We start from the raw sequence: 19,272 nt of genomic DNA, 5'->3' as shown, positions 1-19,272 counted from the left end.
ATGACGGCCGCGATCCAACGGCGACTGGAGACTCCAGAGCCACACAATGCTGAAAAGACCGAACTTCACCCTGAGTTGAATCGCGCCCACGTACGCTTCATCGGTTTGGGCAAAACCTACAACGGCCGGCAAGGCCCGGTCGCGGCGCTGCAAGGCATCGATCTGGCAATCCAGCGTGGCGAGGTGTTCGGCATCATCGGCCGCAGCGGCGCCGGCAAGTCGTCGTTGATCCGTACGATCAATCGTCTGGAACAGCCGACTTCAGGGCGCGTGCTGATCGATCAGGTGGACATCGGCGAGTTCGATGAGAATCGCCTGGTTGCCCTGCGCCGGCGCATCGGCATGATCTTTCAGCACTTCAATCTGATGTCAGCGAAAACGGTTTGGCAGAACGTCGAGCTGCCGCTGAAGGTAGCCGGCGTACCGAAAGAACAACGCGAGAAAAAGGTTCGCGAACTGCTCGAACTGGTGGGCCTGCAAGCCAAGCACAAAGCCTATCCGGCGCAGTTGTCCGGCGGGCAGAAACAGCGTGTCGGCATCGCCCGCGCGCTGGTGCATGACCCGGATATCTTGCTCTGCGACGAGGCGACCTCGGCGCTCGACCCGGAAACCACACAGTCGATCCTCGGCCTGCTGCGCGAGATCAACAAACGCCTGGGCCTGACCATCGTGCTGATCACTCATGAGATGGCGGTGATTCGCGACATCTGCGATCGCGTCGTGGTGCTGGAGCATGGTCGCGTTGTTGAACAAGGCCCGGTCTGGGAAGTGTTCGGCAATCCGCAACACGAGGTCAGCCAGACCTTGCTCGCGCCGTTGCAACACGCATTGCCGGAAGAATTGCAGAGCCGCTTGCAGACGCAGTCGCCCTCCGCCGAAGCCGCCGTGATCCTGCGTTTGCAGTTCACCGGCGCTGCCGCCGACGAGCCGGATCTGGCCGCACTGTTTGCAGCACTCGGCGGTCGGGTGAAGTTGCTGCAGGGCGGCGTCGAACGAATTCAGGGGCATGCGCTCGGGCAACTGTTGCTGTCGGTCAGCGGCTCAGCGTTCAGCGCCGAGCAATTGCGCGAGCGTGCCAGGCCATGGGCGCAACGAGTGGAGGTGCTGGGTTATGTGGTTTGATCGCTTGCTGCAAGGTTTCATCGACACCTTTCTGATGGTCGGCGTGTCGTCGTTGATCGCGTTGCTGGTGGGGATTCCCATGGCGGTGATTCTGGTCACCAGCGACAAGGGCGGGATCTACCAAGCGCCGGTTTTGAACCGGGCCTTGGGCGCTTTCGTCAACCTGTTCCGCTCGATCCCGTTTCTGATTCTGATGGTCGCGCTGATTCCCTTCACCCGGTTGATTGTCGGCACGACTTACGGTGTCTGGGCAGCAGTGGTGCCGCTGACGATTGCGGCTACGCCGTTCTTCGCGCGGATTGCTGAAGTGAGCCTGCGAGAAGTTGATCATGGCTTGATCGAAGCTGCGCAGGCGATGGGTTGCCGGCGCTGGCACATCGTCTGGCATGTGTTGCTGCCGGAAGCGCTGCCAGGCATTGTCGGCGGGTTCACCATTACGCTGGTCACGATGATCAACTCATCGGCCATGGCCGGGGCGATTGGCGCCGGTGGTCTGGGCGACATTGCCTACCGCTACGGTTACCAGCGCTTTGACAGCCAGATCATGCTGACGGTGATTGTGTTGCTGGTGGCGCTGGTGGCGCTGATTCAATTGGGTGGGGACCGGTTGGCGCGGGGGTTGGACAAGCGTTGAGCAAAGCGGGATTTATGCAGCGCTTTCGCAATCGCTCTAGCTAGCAGGCTAGCTCTCACCGTTGGAATGCGTTCCCCTGTGACAGCTAGCCCTCCCCGCTTGATGGCGTATATTCGGCAAACCCCAATTGCCCAAGCAGCCCCGACCATGAAACATACCTCCGACGACCTCGCACAGATCACCGCCACCACGCTGGGCAATTACAACGCGGTGGCCGAAGACTTTCGTGAAGGTACTCGCGATCACGATGTCAGCCAGAACATCGATGCGTTGTTGCGGCACCTTAAGGGAGAGGCGCCGTTCACGATTCTCGATTTCGGCTGTGGCCCGGGGCGCGATTTGCAGACATTCACGCGCATGGGTCATATCGCGGTCGGCCTCGACGGCTCACAAGAGTTTGCGCGAATGGCCCGCGAGGACAGTGGCTGCGAAGTCTTGCAGCAGGATTTTCTAAAGCTTGATCTGCCGGCAGAACGCTTCGACGGAATTTTTGCCAACGCGGTGCTGTTTCATGTGCCGCTGCAGGAATTGCCGCGGGTGCTGCAACAGTTGCACGGCACGTTGAAACCTGGCGGCGTTCTGTTCAGCTCCAATCCTCGCGGGGATAACCGCGAGGGCTGGAACGGGCGGCGTTATGGCGCGTATCACGACCTCGAAGCCTGGCGCGGATTGTTGACGACGGCCGGGTTTGTCGAGCTGGAGCACTACTTCCGCCCGGCAGGGCTGCCGCGTGAGCAACAGCCGTGGTTGGCCAGCGTCTGGCGCAAGCACTGAGTCAAGGCGAGGTCTGCACGCGATAGTGACTGACCGCTCCTTCAGGTGTCACCACCGTGATGCTTGCGCCGGGCAAAGTCTGCCCGCGCACCTCGCGCGCAGCCTGATCAAAATTGGCCAGCAGCCGAGTGCCGTCCTCAAAAGAAGTCTGCTGCACTCGGCGGTCCGCGCTCAGCCATTGGAAATCAACCAGCGCCTGAGTCGCCAGACGTTCATGCAAGGGACGGAAAAACGCATCCTGCCGGGCAATCAACGGCAACCGCTGCGCAAGCGTCGCCGCACTCAGGTGATACAGCGGCGGCACGTTGTAAAGCAATTGCATGAGTTCGTTGTCCACCCGCACGTTGCTCAGCTTCAGGCTGTCGTACAACCAATGATGCGAGGTGATCACCGACCCGTGGAACACCGCCTGGTACAGCGGCAAACGGCTGGTCGGGTCAAAGTGGATGCGCCGATAGGGCTCTTTCATCGGCACGGACTTGAAGAACACTGCCGGTTGCTCCGGTGGATACCATTTGCCCGTGAAGTATTTCGATTCGGGGTTCTTGCTCATGTCGACATCGCCCCAACCGATGACTGGCGTCTGCATGCCATGTGTAAACAGCACCCCTTGCGCGGTGGTCGCATTACCATCCTCGGAACCGCTTGGCAGTTGCAACACCTGGTTGATCCAGCGTGACGCCAGGACTTTGCTCTCGGCGTTTTGCGCCTGAGTCATGGGGGCAGCGGGGCGGTAGCTGTCGAACAGCATGCCGGTAGCGTAAGCGTCGAGAAACCAACTGTTGAACCCGGCCGCCGCTTGAATGGCTTTGACCCGTTGTTCGAGCAACGGTCGTACGCAACGCGGATCGGTGTAATAGCCCGATTGCTGAAAGCCGCTTTTCCTCGTACCGTTTTCCAGCACGATGGCGCACTCGGCATTCGCCTTGTCACCCAGATGTGCCGTGGTCCAATCCGGATTCTCGTCGCGGCTCAGCGACGTTTCGTAGGAGTCATACGGCGCGACCAGATACCCCGCCGCCACGCCCGCACGCACCACCTCCGGGTGCCAGAGCCCGCCCTCCCAGCCTTCGCCGAGCCCCAGCCACAGTCGTGACAACCCGGCCCTTTGCAATTGCGCCAGCGTCTCCAGCGACAGGGTGCTGCCCCACTGCTGCGGGTCGGCAGTCAAGGCGTCCGCGAAGGTATCGTTGACTTGCGCCCGCAACTGTCCATAACCGTCTGCCAGTGCCTGCATGTCGGGCACGGCTCGGGCCTGCCAGGTTTTGCGCGCCTGAGTGTTCAACGCACGGTTGAAACTGCGCAACAACACGGTTTTCTGATAGCCATTCAACGCCGTTCTGGTGGCGAGAATCGGTACCGTTTCAGGGTCCATCGCAGCGCGCAATTCACTCACCAGCGCTCCAGGGTCGCGTAGCCCGTCGAGCAGCGCTGGCCAGTCGCGCACATCTTTTTGCCCCAGCAAGTCGTTGCCCCACAGGTAGACATGGCTCGCACCCAGCAATTTGCTCGCCTGCGGGGTCTGCTCAAGCTTGCTGCTCAAGGTTTCATAGCGCCCGTTATCGATAAGCCATTGTCGATAGCGTTTTGCGCCCGCCAACGGGTCCGTCGATCCCAGAAACAGGGTGAACGTCAGCGGCGTCGAAGGCTGCAGGGATGTGAATTGATGCCGCGCAGACAACGCCAAAACATCGCTTGGCGCGCTGAACAGCAGTTGATTGTTGTAGGGATTGGTCAGCAACCAGTTCAGGTTGAACCCTTCGTGCTGGACGCCCCACAGCGGCAGGCTGAGGTCCTGGGTGGTGTTGAACGCGCCCTGACTCGTCAGAAACTTTCGCCACACGGCGTCGCCACGGGGCACGTAATGCCCCTCGGCCAACGGCCAGATCAGTCCTTTGCCCATGGCTTCGGCGGGTTGGCGCAGGAACTCCAGCTCCGCAGGCTCACGCGCCGTGATCGAGAAGGACAGGTCGCGCTGATCCAGAGCAACACTGAGGGACCAGGCGCCTTCGTCCCATTGCCAGTCGATGCGATTGCCGCGTTGCACCTGCTCGCTGACTTTGTGTGCGGCAACGCCCGCCGAGGCCTGAACGGTCGGACTGTCGGCCGGGGTGACACGCACAGCCAGAGTCGCGAGATCGATCTGCACCCGCCACAGCGAGTTCTCCAGCACGGTATCGGCCAACGCCGAAGGCGACAGGCACAGCGCGACGATCAACAGCACCGGGCGCATCCAGCAAGTAGCGATCGACATCAGACGTCCCTCTTCCAAATGGAGGAGGGACGTTAACGCATTACCCGTGAGCTGTAAGTCGGATCATTCCCAAAGGTGTAACAAGCAAAATCAATGGGACGCTGGCGATGAGTCCTTCTTCGGCTCGCGAATCTTGTACCAGGCCACATACAACGCCGGCAAAAACAGCAGCGTCAGCAATGTCGCGACAACGATCCCGCCGATCATCGCGTAAGCCATCGGCCCCCAGAACACCTCCCGGGCAATCGGGATCATGCCCATGCTCGCCGCCGCTGCGGTCAGCAGGATCGGCCGACGCCGGTGCTCGGTCGCTTCCACCACCGCATCCCACGGTTCATAGCCCTTCTTCTCGTATTCATCGATCTGCGTCACCAGAATCACCGAGTTACGGATGATGATGCCGATCAGCGCCAGGATCCCGAGAATCGCCACGAAACCCATGGGCGTACCGGTCGGCACCAGCGCCAGCACCACGCCGATCAGCCCCAGCGGCGCAACACTCGCCACCAGGAACATCTTCTGCACGCTGTGCAGCTGGATCATCAGGAAGGTCGCCATCAAAAACAGCATCAACGGCAGCACTTTGGCAATCGGCCCCTGGGCCTTGCCGCTTTCCTCGACCGTACCGCCAGTGGCGACTTTGTAGCCGACCGGCAGTTTTTCGGCGAAGGCGTCAATGGACGGTTTCAGCAGTTTCACCAGATCGGTGGGCTGAATCTCGTCGCGCACCGAGGCCTTGATGGTGATGGTCGGCAAGCGGTCGCGGCGCCACACCAACGGCTGCTCCAACTCATACCGCACCGTGGCGAACGCCAGCAGTGGAATCGAGGTGCCGCTCGGCGTGACGATCTGCAGGTTTTGCAGGGTTTCCGGGGTGCCGCGTTCGGAATCGACTGCGCGGCCGACGACGTTGATCAGGTAAATATCATCATCGACCTGAGTCAGAGGCGAGCCGCTGACGATGCTGTTCATCAGATTCGCCACGTCTTCTGACGACAGCCCGAGTTGGCGCGCCTTGTCTTGTGCAATATCGATACGCAGGACTTTACCCGGCTCGTTCCAGTCGTAAATGATCTCGCCGATGTGCGAGTTCTTGTCCAGTTCGGTGGCCAGGTCGATCGCGTGCTTGCGCACCTGATCGATGTCTTTGCCGCTGATCCGGTACTGGATCGGCCGCCCGACCGGCGGGCCCATTTCCAGCGCCTGCACGTAGCTGCCAATGCCGACGAAGTCTTTGCGCAAGCGCTCACGCAGGCGTTGACTCAAAGCCTCGCGCGATTCGAAATTTTTGCTGACGATCACCAGTTGCGCGTAGTACGGGTTCTGCAATTGCTGGTCGAGCGGCAGGTAGAAACGGATCGCGCCCTGACCGATGTAGGTGCTCCAGCGCACGATGTCCGGATCACCCTTGAGGGTTTCTTCCAGCTTATCCACGGCTTTGCGGGTTTCGTTGATCGAGGCGTTTTGCGGCAGATTCAGGTCGACCAGAATTTCCGGCCGATCGGATGACGGAAAGAACTGGTTCTGCACAAAGCGCATGCAGAACACCGCCAGCACGAAGCACAGAATCGTGATGCCGATCGCCCACCAACGGTTGCGCATCGACCACAACAAACCATGGTTGAAGGCCCGCCCAATGCGCCCAGGCTCGGCTTTGTGCGGTTTCACATTGGTGCTGAGGATGTGCACGCCGATCACCGGCGCGAACAGCACGGCGACGATCCACGACACCAGCATCGCCACCGCGATCACCGCAAACAAGGTGAAGGTGTACTCACCCGCAGAGCTGGCGTTGAGACCGATCGGCACGAAACCGGCCACGGTCACCAGCGTCCCGGTAAGCATCGGGAACGCCGTCGAGGTGTAGGCGAACGTCGCTGCCTGTTCCTTGGTCTCGCCCATTTCCAGACGCGTGACCATCATTTCCACGGTGATCATCGCATCGTCCACCAGCAGGCCGAGGGCGATGATCAAGGCACCGAGGGAAATCCGCTGCATGGTGATGCCGCTGTATTCCATGAACACAAACACCATCGCCAGCACCAGCGGAATCGAGCACGCTACCACCAGTCCGGCGCGCACGCCGAGGCTGATAAAGCTCACCACCAGCACGATGATCACCGCTTCGAACAACGCGCTGGTGAAGCCGCCGACGGCCTCCTCCACCACCACCGCCTGATCGGACACCGTGTGCACGCCGACGCCCACGGGCAGGTCGGCGGTCAATTGGTCGATGCGTGCGTGCAGTGCCTTGCCGAACTCCTGCACGTTGCCGCCCTTCTGCATGGCAATCGCCAGGCCGATAGCCGGTTTGCCGTCGAAGCGGAACTCGGGGGTGGCCGGATCGACGTAACCACGGCTGATGTCAGCGATGTCGGCCAGACGATAGAAACGATCATTGAGCTTGAGATTGACCTCGGCCAGGTCCTTCTCGGAGGCAAACTGGCCCGAGGTGCGCACGGAGATCCGCTCGGGGCCGGCCTCGATGACACCTGCCGGGGTCACGGCGTTTTGCGATTGCAGGCTCTGCACCACCTGACGCTGATCGATCCCCAGCGCTGCGAGTTTGCGCGTGGAGAAGTTCAGGTAAATCACTTCGTCCTGCTGACCGACCATCTCGATCTTGCCCAGCCCTGGCACATTACGGATCTCGGCGCGCGCCTGCTCGACGTAATCGCGCAGTTGGCGCATGGTCAGACCGTCGGCGGTAAACGCGTAAACCGAGCCGTAAACATCACCAAATTCATCGTTGAATCCCGGCCCCTGAATACCTTGGGGAAACTGCCCGCGAATGTCGTCGATCTTCTTGCGCACCTGGTACCAGATTTCCGGAATGTCCTTGGCACTGGTGGTGTCGCGCAGGTACACGTACACCGTCGATTCGCCGGGGCGCGTATAGCTTTTCACGTAGTCGAGGGAGTCCAGCTCTTCGAGTTTTTTCTCGATGCGGTCGGTGACTTGCTTAAGGGTTTCTTCTTGCGTCGCGCCCGGCCATTTGGTCTGGATAACCATGGTCTTGATGGTGAACGAAGGGTCTTCTTCACGCCCCAGATTGAAGTATGAGAACACCCCCATGAGCAATCCGACGAACATCAGATACCAGACGAAAGACTGATGCTTGAGGGCCCATTCGGAGAGGTTGAAAGAGCCTTTCATTGACTGTCCTCGTCAAGTTTCACGGATTGTCCGGGTTTTAGACTGTTGACGCCGGCGCTGACCACTCGCTCGCCGTTCTTCACGCCGCCGGCAAGCACCACGCTGCTGTTGGTACGGCTGATGACCGTGACGTCGCGAGGGCTGACGGTCTTGTTTTGCGTGTCGATCACCCAGATACGCGATTTGCCGTCGACCTCTTGCAGCGCCGTTGCGGGCAATTCGATACGCGGTTTGATCGCCGAACTGAGGGTCACACTGATCGCCGTGCCGAGGCGGAAACCGTCGGGGGTGTCTGCCAGCGTCAGGCGTGCCCGTCGCGTGCGAGTAGCGCTTTGCGCCTGCGGTTCGATTTCGCGAATGGTCGCAGTGGTCTTGATGCTCGGATCAAGTTGCGCCGCGACCAGGAACACCACATCGCTGGGGATCTGGTCGACCAGCGTGTCCGGCAGGTCGATCACCGCTTCCTTGATGTCCGGTTGCGCCAGCGTTACCACTTGCTGGCCGGCAGTCACTACCTGCCCGGCCTCGGCGTTCCAGGCAGTGACCACGGCGCGGTGGTCGGAGCGCAATTCGGTGTAGCCGAGTTGATCCTTGCTTTGATTGACCGCCGCACGCGCCTGATCGAGCGAGGCTTGCGTGGTTTTCAGATCAGTCGTGGCAATGTCCAGCTGCGCCTGCGCTCCGACACCGCGATCAAACAGCGCTTGCTGGCGGCGCGCATTGGCTTGCGCGTTGATCAGTTGCGCCTGGACTTTCGCCAGATCGCCCTGGGCCGAACGCAACTGGTTCTGCTGATCAGACGGGTCGAGGGTGGCGAGCAACGTGCCCTTCTCCACTTCAGCTCCGACATCGACGTTACGGCTGGCGATGCGGCCGCCGACGCGGAAACCGGTGTTGCTCTCGTAGCGTGCCTGAATACTGCCGGCAAAGCGCCCGAGATTTTCTTCGCTCAAAGCCTCGACCTTGACCGACAGCACCGGACGTACCGGCTCAGGCGGTGGTTCCTTCTTGGAGCACGCGACCAACAACACAGCAAGGGGTAACAGCCACAGAGACTTCATGGCTGTGCTCCCGGTTGCAGATCCTTGTAGGTGTTTTCGGCGATCTCGACTTTCATCCCCGGGTGCAGCAATTGCCCACCGGCGACGATGACTTTCTCGCCACCCTTGAGGCCTTCGCTGATGATGACTTTGCCGGTCAGGTAACGCCCAACCGTGACCGTGTGCAACTGCGCTTCACCTTTATCGTCAACCATCCACACCGCCGGGTCGCTGATGTTTTTGGTCAACGCCGACCACGGCAACTCAACCGCCGATTTGCCCGAGCCTTTGGCCGTGGCACTGACTACCGATCCGAGTTGCATGCCCGGCGGCAATTTATCGAGGGTCACTTTGACTTGTACGGTGCCGGACTGCGCTGACACCGCCGGGGTGATTTCGCGCACAGTACCAGTGGTTTTGATCTCGGGATTGTCGAGCAGGCTAACGGTGATCCTGTTATCCGAAGGACGTTCGGCCAGCAACGACTCATAGACGTTGAATACCGCATCGCGGTCGCCGTCTCGGGCCAGTTTGTAAATAGGCGCCGTGGCCTGTACCACCTGGCCGACCTCGGCCTGACGCTCGGTGATGATCCCGGGAGCGTCGGCAATCAACGAGGTGTAGCTGAGTTGATCCTTGGCATTGGCCAGTTGCGCCTGGGCCGCACTCAATGCGCTTTGGCTACTGCGCAACGCCGCTTGTGCGGAATCGTATTCGCTCTGGCTGGTATACCCCTTGGGCAACAGTTTTTGCTGGCGCACGAACGCCGCAGCAGTCTGCTTGACCCGCGCCTGTTCGGCGACCACTTGGGCCTGAGCCGAGTCGACGTTAGTCTGCAAATCCTTGGGATCGAGTTTGGCCAGCACTTGTTTGGCGGTCACGCGGTCACCGACATCGACCATGCGCTGGATGATCTTGCCGCCGACGCGGAACGACAATTCAGTCTCCACACGCGCCTGCACATCGCCGGTGAGGGTCACGGCAGCCGCGTATTCCGCGGGCTTGACCTCTTGCACGAAGACGCGCGGCAGGTATTCCTGCGGGGCTTTTTTCTCCCCGCACGCGGCGAGCAAAGTGAACAGGCTCAGCATGACCGCTGTTTTCAATCCGGGACTCGCCATGCAGACTCCTTCCTGTGTACGAACGTGCAAGTGACGATACGACTGTGAGCTTAGAACAGGGTTCAACGTTCGCTCGTATGATGCTGAATTTACCCCGGCAGCTCCTGCAGTGGTCGCCTCAAGAGAAGGAATTTCATGCTCAAGACCCTCGCGGTGGCCAATTACCGCTCGATCAATAAATTGGTGATTCCGCTGGGCCGTCTGAACCTGATCACCGGGCCCAACGGCAGCGGCAAGTCCAATCTCTACCGGGCATTGCGCCTGTTGGCGGAGACGGCGCAGGGTGGCGTGGTCAATGCGCTGGCCCGTGAGGGCGGGCTGGATTCGACGTTCTGGGCGGGGCCGGAAACCATCAGCCGGCGCATGCGCAACGGTGAAGTGGCAATCGAGCCGACGGTGCGCCAGGGCGTGAAGCGTCTGCGGCTGGGGTTTGCCGGGGAGGATTTCAGTTATTCGATCGCCTTGGGTTTGCCCGAGCCAAGCCGATCGTTTTTTTCCCTCGACCCGGAAATCAAAAAGGAATGCATCTGGGCCGGACCGTTCTATCGCCCGGCCAGCCTGTTGGTGGATCGAAACGGGCCGATGATCCGCGCTCGCGAAGGTCGTAGCTGGGATGTACTGGCTCAACACACGCCAAATTTCGACAGCCTGTTCGACCAGGTTGGCAGCCTGCGCAGCTCCCCCGAAGTGTTTCAGATGCGCGAATTCATCCGCCGCTGGCGCTTCTATGACCACTTTCGCAGCGACGCCGAGGCACCAGCGCGGCAACCGCAACTGGGCACGCGTACGCCGGTGTTGCATCACGATGGCCGCGATCTGGCGGCGGCGTTGCAGACGATCATCGAGATCGGCGATCCCGAAGCATTGCAGACCGCGATCAGTGATGCGTTCCCCGGCGCTCGGCTGCGTATCGAGCCTCAGTCTGGCGGACGTTTTGCCATCGAGTTTTATCAGGAAGGCTTGTTGCGTCCGTTATCGGCGGCAGAACTGTCTGACGGGACGTTGCGCTATCTGTTGCTGATCGCAGCACTGCTGACGCCACGACCACCGTCCCTGATGGTGCTGAACGAGCCGGAAACCAGCCTGCACCCGGATTTGCTGCCGGCGCTGGCGCGCTTGATTATTCGCGCATCGGAGCAGTGTCAGGTGTGGGTGGTGTCGCATGCGCGGCGGCTGATTTCGGCGTTACAGGAAGACTCCGAATGCAATTGCATCGTCCTGGAAAAAACGCTTGGGCAAACCGGGATTGTCGGGCAGCGAGTGCTGGATGAGCCGGCGTGGCATTGGCCGGATTGAGCGCTCCAGCCAAAAGCCCCTCACCCTAACCCTCTCCCGGGGGGAGAGGGGACTGAACGCGTTTTTCTGTCGAGTTACGCCGACATGAAAGTCTTGAGTTGGACTCAGGTCATGAAAAGCCCAAGGATCGGCTCCCTCTCCCTCGGGAGAGGGCTGGGGTGAGGGGCAAGCCTCACCACCGACCTAACAGACAATCACCCCTGCCACTTGCCACCCTCAACAATCACGCTTTCAGGCTGGGTGTCATCGCTCAGTTCCTTACGCACATATTGGTCGTAGAGCTTGAGCAGATACTTCTCTTCACCCAGCTTGGCCAACTCGGTATTTACCCAGTCACGCAGCTCGACGTTGCCCTTCTTCACTGCCGGCGCAATCGGCGCTTCGGCCCCAAGCTTTTCATCCAGCACGCGATAGCCCGGGTTCTGCTTGGCCCAGCTGAACAGCACCAGATTGTCCTGTGCATAAGCATCGCCACGGCCGTTGGCCAAGGCTTGCAGCGACTCGGAGTTTTTCTCGAACTTGAGCAATTTCCAGTCCGGGTGATTCTTGGTCAGCCAGATATCGGCAGTGGTGCCGGTGGTAACGATGGTGGTGCGGGTCGCTAGATCATCGAGGCTTTTCACCGCGCTGTTCTGCGGCACCAGTGCCTGTACCGCGACTTTCAGATTCGGGTTGGTGAACTCAACCGCTTCCTTGCGCTCCGGGGTCACGGTCATGTTGGCGAGGATCAGATCGACCTTGTCGCTTTGCAGAAACGGAATGCGGCTCGCCGGTTCCACCGCAACGAATTCGACTTTGTTCTCGTCGCCGAGCAGATCCTTGGCGAAACGCCGGCCGATGTCAGTATCGAAACCCACGTAGCGCCCGGCCTCGTCAACAAAACCAAATGGCGGCTTATCGGTGAAGACACCGACGATCAGTTTGTCGCGGGCCTTGATCTTGTCCAGGTAACCGGCTGGCGCAGTGCTTTCGCTGGCGACTTTCGGCTTGGCCGGTTCTTCGGATTTGTTGCAACCGGCCAGCAGTGCGAGGCCAAGCAGCGGCAGTAAAAACAGATTTGATTTGGCAGTTTTCATAGCAGTTCCAGTTCCTTTTTTGGATTCGTTTCGGGCAGTGTTGCAACGAAGGAGAACTTCTCCAGAAACTGCTGCGCGCGTGCGGTTTGCGGGTTCGTAAAGAAAATCTCGGGCGGGTTCTGTTCAAGGATGCGCCCGGCGTCCATGAACACAATGCGATCGGCCACCGCGCGGGCGAAGGCCATTTCGTGGGTGACGATCAGCAGGGTCATGCCCTCGCGGGCCAGGCCCTGAATAACCTGCAAAACTTCCTTGACCATTTCCGGGTCGAGGGCGGCGGTCACTTCGTCGAAGAGCATCACGCGCGGGTTCATGCACAACGAACGGACGATGGCGATGCGTTGCTGTTGGCCACCGGAGAGCTGCCGAGGGAAGGCATCACGCTTGTCCGCCAGACCGACGCGTTCGAGCAACGCTTCGGCTTGTTGCTGGGCCTCACGACGCTGGCGCTTCTGCACCTTGAGCGGGCCAAGCAGCAAATTGTCGAGCACACTCATGTGCGGAAACAGGTGATAACTCTGGAACACCATGCCGATCTGCTGGCGGATGTCGCGCCAGTCGGTGGCCTTGTTCAAGAGTTCGCGCCCGGCAAATTTCAAGCTGCCGCTGTGGGCTTCTTCGAGGCCGTTGAGGCAACGCAGCAACGTGCTTTTGCCGCAACCGCTGGGGCCGAGGATGACGATCACTTCGCCGGACTTCACCGTCAGGTCGACGCCATTGAGCACCTGCTGCTCGCCGTAGAATTTGTTGAAGCCGTGAAACTCGATCAATGCGCTCATGCTTGCGTCCAGCGCCGCTCCAGCACGCGCGAGGCGGCCGACAGCGGGTAGCAGATGAAAAAGAAAAACAGAAACAGCGCACCGTAGATCAACACCGATTCGTAGGTGCGCTCGATGATCTGCTGGCCGACCTTGATCACATCGACCACGCCGATCAGCACCGCCAGCGAGCTGGTCTTGATGATCCGCGTGTAGACGTTGATGGTCGGCGGGGTCATGCGCTTCAGCGCTTGCGGCAGCAGCACGTAGCCGTAGAGTTGCACGGCGTTCAGACCAATCGACAGACCCGCCTCACGCTGGCCGCGCGGCAACGAATGCAGCGCACCGCGCGCCACTTCACCGATCTCGCTGGCACCCCACAACGACAACACCAGCACCGCGCACCAGAAACTCGGAATGCTCAGGCCGAAGAAAATCGGCAGGCCGAAAAACAGCAGGTACAGCCAGACCAGCACTGGAATTGCCCTGAACAGCTCCAGGTACACCCGTAAAATCGCGTTCAGCCATGTCACGTTGAGCGTGCGCAATACACCGTAGAGCACGCCACCGACGGTGCTGATGGCAATGCTCAGGAACGAGATCGACAAGGTCTGCCCGGCACCTTTGGCCAATTGCGGCAACGACACCCAGAGTAATTCAAGACCCGAACTGGCCATGCTGGAGCCTCCTTTCCAGACGACTGAGCAGCAGCGACAGCGGCAAGAACAACAGCACGCAGATCAGCGTCAGTACGGCGAGCATTTCGTAGGTTTTGTAGTAGAGCGCGATGTAGCTTTTGGTCGTGTAGAGGATTTCCGGCACTGCGACCGCCGAGACCACAGTGGTTTCCTTGAGCAGGAAAATGAAATTGGCAAACAGCGATGGCAGGCTGAGGATCCCCGCTTGCGGGAGGATCACGTAGCGCAGCAACTGGCCGTGAGACAGGCCGATGGAGCGCCCCGACTCCAGTTGCGCCTGCGGCACCGCATCGACGCCGGCACGCAGCACTTCGGTGAGGTAAGCGCCGCCGAGGAAGGTCATGGTGATGATTGCGGCAGTGAAGCCGGAGACCTGAATCCCCGCTGCCGGTAAGGCGAAATAGACGAAGAACAGCTGGATCAGCAGCGGCGTATTACGCGCCAGCTCCACGTACAAGCCGACCATTTTTTGCAGGTAAGGCGTGCGGAACACCAGAATCGTCGCATTGAGCAATGCCACCAGCAGCGAAGTGCCAATGGCGATGAATCCAACCTGCAGCGTCACGCCCACGGCTTTGAGAAACGCCGGCAGAGTGCTGAGAATAAAAGCGTAATCGAAGGTCATGCAGCGTCCTGACGTCGCTCGGTAAACGACGGTGGTGCAGTCCATGGACAGCGGATGGCTGTCCGGCAAGCAGCGACTTTATAGGTATAAAAACAAGAATTTAAATACCGTTAAAGCATATTGATATCACCCAAAAAAACTATCCTGCGGGTTTGCCGGGAAGGAAGAAGAAGGCTATTTTCCCTTACGCTGTAGGAAGGATCTTTTTTTCATCCAGACCCTCCAAGGACGAACAGCTTTTGGCCAGACTCCCCCGGCCGAACCATGACAAGGAAGAACAAAATGGACATGAAAGTGCCGCAGCGACTGGATCCGCAGGACATCGTGAAATTGCTCGTGGCGTTGCGCCGGGCGTTGAAGGCTCAAGTGGCCTGAGAATCAAGAGCACCCTCACCCCAGCCCTCCCGAAACGTCGGACCGCCCGTAGGGAGAGGGGGCTGACCGAGGTGTCTCGCGTTATGCGCCGACCTGAGAGATCGAGTCGATTATGGATTCGGTACAGCCATATCAGTTCGGCGTACCTCTACAGCATCCCCCAATCAGTCCCCTCTCCCTACGGGCGGTCCGACGTTTCGGGAGGGCTAGGGTGAGGGGCTTTTCTATCGCACACACAAAAACGCCGATGACCATCACTGGCCATCGGCGTTTTCATACCTTGAAGGGGTGTGAAGCGGGGTAAGATCAGAACGCCGGCAGTACCGCGCCGTTGTATTTCTTCTCGATGAACGCTTTGACTTCCGGGCTGGTCAGGGCTTTGGCCAGTTTCTGGATAGCGTCGCTGTTCTTGTTGTCCTCACGGGCAACGAGGAAGTTCACGTAAGGCGAATCAGCACCTTCGATCACCAGCGCATCCTTGGTCGGATTCAGTTTGGCTTCCAGCGCGTAGTTGGTGTTGATCATGTCCAGATCAACTTCCTTGAGAACGCGCGGCAGCAGCGCCGATTCGAGTTCCTTGAACTTGAAGTTGTGCGGGTTCTTGGCGATGTCTTTCGGGGTCGCCAGAGCGTTTTTCGGATCTTTCAGTTCGATCAGGCCAGCCTTCTGCAGCAGGATCAGGGCACGGCCGCTGTTGCTGCCTTCGTTCGGGATGGCGATGGTCGCGCCGTCCGGCAGTTCAGCCAGGGTTTTGTATTTGCTCGAATAGCCGCCGAACGGTTCAATGTGCACGCCTTGCACGGTCACCAGATACTTGGCTTTGTCGTCCTTGTACTTACCGGCGTTGAAGCTGTTCAGGTACGGTTCGGTCTGGAAGTAGTTGGCGTCCAGGCGCTTCTCGCCCACCTGTACGTTCGGCTGAACGTAGTCGGTGAAGACTTTGATTTCCAGATCCACGCCTTCTTTGGCGAGGGTCGGTTTGATCAGCTCAAGGATTTCAGCGTGCGGAACCGGGGTCGCGGCAACCACCAGTTTCTCGCCAGCGTTGGCCAGGGAAGCAGTCAGAGCAGCCGCCAATGCGGTAAACAACAGAACCTTTTTCATGCAGTGTCCTTATCGAAAATCACGGTCGTCATCGACGACGGCATTAATACGTGTGCCAGTGAAGTGATATCGCTGGCGTGGGTCGGACAATACCGGGATTTTTTATTCCAGGACAATAACGTTTATTCACGTTGATATTCCATTTTGTTCATACAGGACAAAATGGCTCAAAGCGCCTGACTCAGGTTAATCAGCAGCTCTTTCAACGCTTTACGCTCATCGACGCTACCGCCGATGTTGGTTTGCCTGACCAGCCTTTCGATCTGAACCTGCGGCCCAGACGCATCGGGAAGGTTTAGATGCTCCGGCAAAATCTCGTCTCCGGTGCTCACCAGTAAGGCAAAGTGAATGACGTTTTCCAGCTCGCGGGTGTTGCCCGGCCAGCTGTGCTGCTCAAGTACGTGCTGCGCCGCCTCGCTGATGAGCGGCACCGGCAGATCAAGACGCTGGCTATAGATGCCGAGGAAATACTCGGCCAGCGACAGGATATCGCCGGTGCGCGCGCGCAACGCCGGCAACTCGAGATGCCCTTCGCTGAGATAGTGATAAAGCCGCTCATGGAATTTCCCGGCGTCCACCGCTTGTGCCAGATCGATGCTGGTGGCCGCGACCAGGCGCACATCCACCGGGCTCGGCTGATGCGCCCCCACGCGAGTGACTTCATGATTTTCCAGAGCGGCGAGCAATTTGATCTGAATCGGCAACGGCAAATCGCCGATTTCATCCAGGTACAGGGTGCCGCCGTTAGCCGAACCGAACCACCCCGCGCGACTGCTGGCCGAGCCGCTGAACGTGCCGGCGGCGTAGCCAAACAGTTCGGCATCGGCGTAAGTCGGGCTGATCGCGCCGCAATTGACCGAGACGAATAAACCGCTGCGATCACTGGCGCGATGGATATGGCGGGCGAGCAATTCTTTACCGGTGCCGGTCTCGCCACGGATCAATACCGAGATCGAGCGCGGGGCCAATTGCTCCAGTTCTTCACGCAACTGCCGTGAACGCGGGTCGACAAACACCAGCGCCTTGGCGCGAATGCTCAGAGGGCTTTTTTCCGCGTCGGGGAAGGTCAGCAAGGGCTGACCGAAAGTTTCAAAACTCATGGCAGACTCCCGCCCAAAACCGCCGGGAGACGGGGGCGATCAAAGAAAAAACAAATCAGGCGCGGCGGCGGGCGTGGTGTTCCATACGGTTTTGCAGGCGATAGAGATAGGCAAAACCCTGCTCCCAACGCTGATGCCCGGACTTCACGTTGATGTGTCCGGCACCGGCGAGAATCCCCGCCTCGGCGCCCCAGTTACGCGCCAGCTCCAAGGCTCGCGGCGCACTGACGGCGGCGTCGTTGTCGGAGCTGACCACCTGGCTCGGAAACGGTAATAAATCAGTCGGAATCGGCGCGAAATTGCGCAGTGCCGGCGCGCACGCCGGACGCTCGACATCTGCGGGTGCGACCAGCAAGGCGCCGCGTACCTGACGCAGGTACTGCAAGGGCGCAGTGGCCGCCCAATGGGCAACGGTGATGCAGCCCAGGCTGTGCGCGATGAGGATGACCGGCGTGCTGTCGGCGGCAATTGCCTCGGCCAGCGCGGCGACCCAATCCTCACGGCGCGGCGTCAGCCAATCGGCCTGCTCGACCCGCGCGCTGTTCGGCAGGCTGTTCTGCCAGTGGCTTTGCCAATGATCTTCTGGCGATCCTTGCCAGCCCGGCACAATCAGGTAGCGAATTGATTCGTTGCGCATGGGGGAGCTCTCCTGCATGTCTGTTCCTGAACAAGTATAGGGAGAGGATTTATATTCGTTAAGGAATAAGAAGCTATTTATTAATATCTGAAATGAATATGAGATTTGTGCATGGCTTGAAATCTTTTCCCCCTCACCCCAGCCCTCTCCCCCATGGGGGCGAGGGGAAAGGGAGCCGATCTCCTGGCCTTTCAAATCTTGAGTTCGACTGGATTTGTCATGTCGGCGTATAGCCGCTAAACCACGCGGTCAGTTCCCTCGCCCTCCGGGAGAGGGCTAGGGTGAGGGGCTTTTCTCCCCTGCCAGAAATAAAAAAAGGGCCGCACCCTGCCAAGGAGACGGCCCCGGAAAAACGTAAATTCTGTTAACGCGCGGTGATCACCGACAACTTGGTAATCCCCGCCCGCTCAATCGAGGCCATGGCGCGCGCCACTTCGCCGTAATTCACCCCATCATCCGCCTGCAATTGCACGCGCACTTCCGGGTCCTTGGCCTTGGCCGATTTCAGGTTGAATTCCAGCAAGTCCGGCTGAATTTCGTCCTTGTTGATAAACAGTTTGCCGGCGCCATCAATGCTCACCACCAGCGGATCCTTCTGCTCGACCGGCGCCACCGCCTCAGTCTTCGGCAGGTTGATCGGGATCGCATTGGTCAGCAGGGGTGCGGTGACGATAAACACCACCAGCAACACCAGCATCACGTCCACCAGCGGTGTCACGTTGATCTCGCTGAGTACCTCATCGCTGTCTTGCGTGGAGAAGGCCATATCAGGACGCCTCCTTCACTTTTGTCGCGTTGCCCGGCGCGGCGACTTTGTTTGCCGTCGGATGAATCAGCACGCGGAATGCACTCTTCTGCGCCAGGCTGTAGAAGTCGTGGGCGAAGTCATCCAGATCGGCGGCCGTCAGTTTCAGACGACGCAAAAAGTAGTTGTAAACCAGCACCGCCGGTACCGCGACGGCGATACCCACACCCGTTGCAACCAGTGCCGCACCAATCGGGCCGGCGACCGTTTCCAGGCTCGCCGAACCTGCCGCGCTGATGCCCTTCAACGCTTCCATGATTCCCCACACCGTGCCGAACAAACCAATGAACGGCGACGTACTACCGATACTTGCAACCACCGCCAATCCTGTCTCCAGCGAACGACGCTCGCGGACGATCTGCTGACGCAACGCGCGCTCCAGTCGATCCTGATGGTTGATCGCCTGGCTCAAATCATTGGCCTGCGGCGCCTCGCCGACTTGAATCGCCGCGTAACCGGCCTGTGCCACCCGGGCCGCAGCGCCGGGCTGGGTTTCACTCAACTCAGCGGCAGAATCCAGACTCGACGCCGCCCAGAAGCGTTTATGAAAACGGCGATCCTGCGCCTTCAGACGACCGAACTGCACAGCCTTGAGCAGAGCCAGGCCCCATGTGGCGACGGAGAAAACCACCAGCAGCCAGATCACCGCGCTTTCGATGGATTCCAGTGGAGATGCCAGTAACGTCATGATGTATTC

17 protein-coding genes are annotated in these 19,272 nt (G+C 59.6%); 4 read left to right on the top strand and 13 right to left on the bottom strand.

Annotation, left to right across the window (positions count from 1 at the left end; all coding sequences use genetic code 11):
- The 3 genes from JFT81_RS25220 to JFT81_RS25210 all read left to right on the top strand — a co-directional run bounded on the left by JFT81_RS25220 (position 1) and on the right by JFT81_RS25210 (position 2,530).
- Positions 1 to 1,122, top strand: a complete 1,122-nt coding sequence (locus JFT81_RS25220; protein WP_201229836.1) for an ATP-binding cassette domain-containing protein — start codon at positions 1 to 3, stop codon at positions 1,120 to 1,122.
- Entirely contained in the window at positions 1,112 to 1,756 is a 645-nt protein-coding gene (locus tag JFT81_RS25215) for a methionine ABC transporter permease (RefSeq protein ID WP_201229828.1), read from the top strand. The genes JFT81_RS25220 and JFT81_RS25215 overlap by 11 nt, the downstream gene beginning before the upstream one ends.
- A gap of 147 nt (positions 1,757 to 1,903) precedes the next feature.
- The gene (locus JFT81_RS25210) at positions 1,904 to 2,530 is read left to right on the top strand and encodes a class I SAM-dependent methyltransferase (protein WP_201229826.1); all 627 of its coding nucleotides are present in this window, start codon (positions 1,904 to 1,906) and stop codon (positions 2,528 to 2,530) included.
- A gap of 1 nt (position 2,531) precedes the next feature.
- Here the strand turns inward: JFT81_RS25210 and JFT81_RS25205 are convergent, their stop codons facing one another.
- From JFT81_RS25205 to JFT81_RS25190, 4 genes are all read right to left on the bottom strand, one after another.
- Entirely contained in the window at positions 2,532 to 4,784 is a 2,253-nt protein-coding gene (locus JFT81_RS25205) for a glycoside hydrolase (protein WP_201229824.1), read from the bottom strand.
- A gap of 90 nt (positions 4,785 to 4,874) precedes the next feature.
- Positions 4,875 to 7,940 carry an efflux RND transporter permease subunit gene (locus tag JFT81_RS25200; protein ID WP_201229822.1) on the bottom strand — a complete coding sequence of 1,022 codons (3,066 nt, stop codon included), beginning with the start codon at positions 7,938 to 7,940 and terminating at the stop codon, positions 4,875 to 4,877.
- A complete protein-coding gene (locus tag JFT81_RS25195; RefSeq protein WP_201229820.1) occupies positions 7,937 to 9,001 on the bottom strand; it encodes an efflux RND transporter periplasmic adaptor subunit in 1,065 nt (354 codons plus the stop codon). Before JFT81_RS25195 ends, JFT81_RS25200 begins: the two co-directional genes overlap by 4 nt.
- Positions 8,998 to 10,101, bottom strand: coding sequence for an efflux RND transporter periplasmic adaptor subunit (locus JFT81_RS25190; RefSeq protein ID WP_201229818.1), 1,104 nt, complete (start codon positions 10,099 to 10,101; stop codon positions 8,998 to 9,000). Before JFT81_RS25190 ends, JFT81_RS25195 begins: the two co-directional genes overlap by 4 nt.
- Before the next feature lie 135 nt (positions 10,102 to 10,236).
- Here JFT81_RS25190 and JFT81_RS25185 point away from each other — a divergent pair, with 135 nt between their 5' ends.
- The gene (locus tag JFT81_RS25185) at positions 10,237 to 11,397 is read left to right on the top strand and encodes an AAA family ATPase (protein WP_201229816.1); all 1,161 of its coding nucleotides are present in this window, start codon (positions 10,237 to 10,239) and stop codon (positions 11,395 to 11,397) included.
- A gap of 194 nt (positions 11,398 to 11,591) precedes the next feature.
- Here JFT81_RS25185 and JFT81_RS25180 read toward each other — a convergent pair whose 3' ends face one another.
- From JFT81_RS25180 to JFT81_RS25140, 9 genes are all read right to left on the bottom strand, one after another.
- Entirely contained in the window at positions 11,592 to 12,473 is an 882-nt protein-coding gene (locus JFT81_RS25180; protein WP_201229814.1) for a transporter substrate-binding domain-containing protein, read from the bottom strand.
- Positions 12,470 to 13,252 (bottom strand): amino acid ABC transporter ATP-binding protein, encoded by a 783-nt coding sequence (locus JFT81_RS25175; protein WP_201229812.1) that lies wholly within the window; start codon positions 13,250 to 13,252, stop codon positions 12,470 to 12,472. Before JFT81_RS25175 ends, JFT81_RS25180 begins: the two co-directional genes overlap by 4 nt.
- Positions 13,249 to 13,908, bottom strand: coding sequence for an amino acid ABC transporter permease (locus JFT81_RS25170; RefSeq protein ID WP_201229810.1), 660 nt, complete (start codon positions 13,906 to 13,908; stop codon positions 13,249 to 13,251). The genes JFT81_RS25175 and JFT81_RS25170 overlap by 4 nt, the downstream gene beginning before the upstream one ends.
- Complete coding sequence (locus JFT81_RS25165) at positions 13,889 to 14,554, bottom strand: amino acid ABC transporter permease (RefSeq protein ID WP_201229809.1); 666 nt, start codon at positions 14,552 to 14,554, stop codon at positions 13,889 to 13,891. The genes JFT81_RS25170 and JFT81_RS25165 overlap by 20 nt, the downstream gene beginning before the upstream one ends.
- A 681-nt stretch (positions 14,555 to 15,235) precedes the next feature.
- On the bottom strand, positions 15,236 to 16,033 hold the full coding sequence (locus tag JFT81_RS25160) for a MetQ/NlpA family ABC transporter substrate-binding protein (protein WP_201229807.1): 798 nt from the start codon (positions 16,031 to 16,033) through the stop codon (positions 15,236 to 15,238).
- Between the two features lie 167 nt (positions 16,034 to 16,200).
- Positions 16,201 to 17,133: a sigma 54-interacting transcriptional regulator gene (locus JFT81_RS25155; RefSeq protein WP_201229805.1), complete on the bottom strand. Its 933-nt coding sequence runs from the start codon at positions 17,131 to 17,133 to the stop codon at positions 16,201 to 16,203.
- A 55-nt stretch (positions 17,134 to 17,188) separates the two neighbouring features.
- The gene (locus JFT81_RS25150) at positions 17,189 to 17,770 is read right to left on the bottom strand and encodes an alpha/beta hydrolase (RefSeq protein ID WP_095047070.1); all 582 of its coding nucleotides are present in this window, start codon (positions 17,768 to 17,770) and stop codon (positions 17,189 to 17,191) included.
- A 364-nt stretch (positions 17,771 to 18,134) separates the two neighbouring features.
- Positions 18,135 to 18,536 (bottom strand): biopolymer transporter ExbD, encoded by a 402-nt coding sequence (locus tag JFT81_RS25145; protein WP_003220570.1) that lies wholly within the window; start codon positions 18,534 to 18,536, stop codon positions 18,135 to 18,137.
- A 1-nt stretch (position 18,537) separates the two neighbouring features.
- Entirely contained in the window at positions 18,538 to 19,263 is a 726-nt protein-coding gene (locus tag JFT81_RS25140; protein WP_103520459.1) for a MotA/TolQ/ExbB proton channel family protein, read from the bottom strand.
- Positions 19,264 to 19,272: the final 9 nt, after the last annotated feature.

Origin of the sequence: Pseudomonas sp. TH43, assembly GCF_016650635.1 — a bacterium.
Taxonomy (GTDB): Bacteria; Pseudomonadota; Gammaproteobacteria; order Pseudomonadales; family Pseudomonadaceae; genus Aquipseudomonas.
Note: the sequence above shows the minus strand (reverse complement) of the source record. Positions and strands in the feature narration are given on the sequence as shown.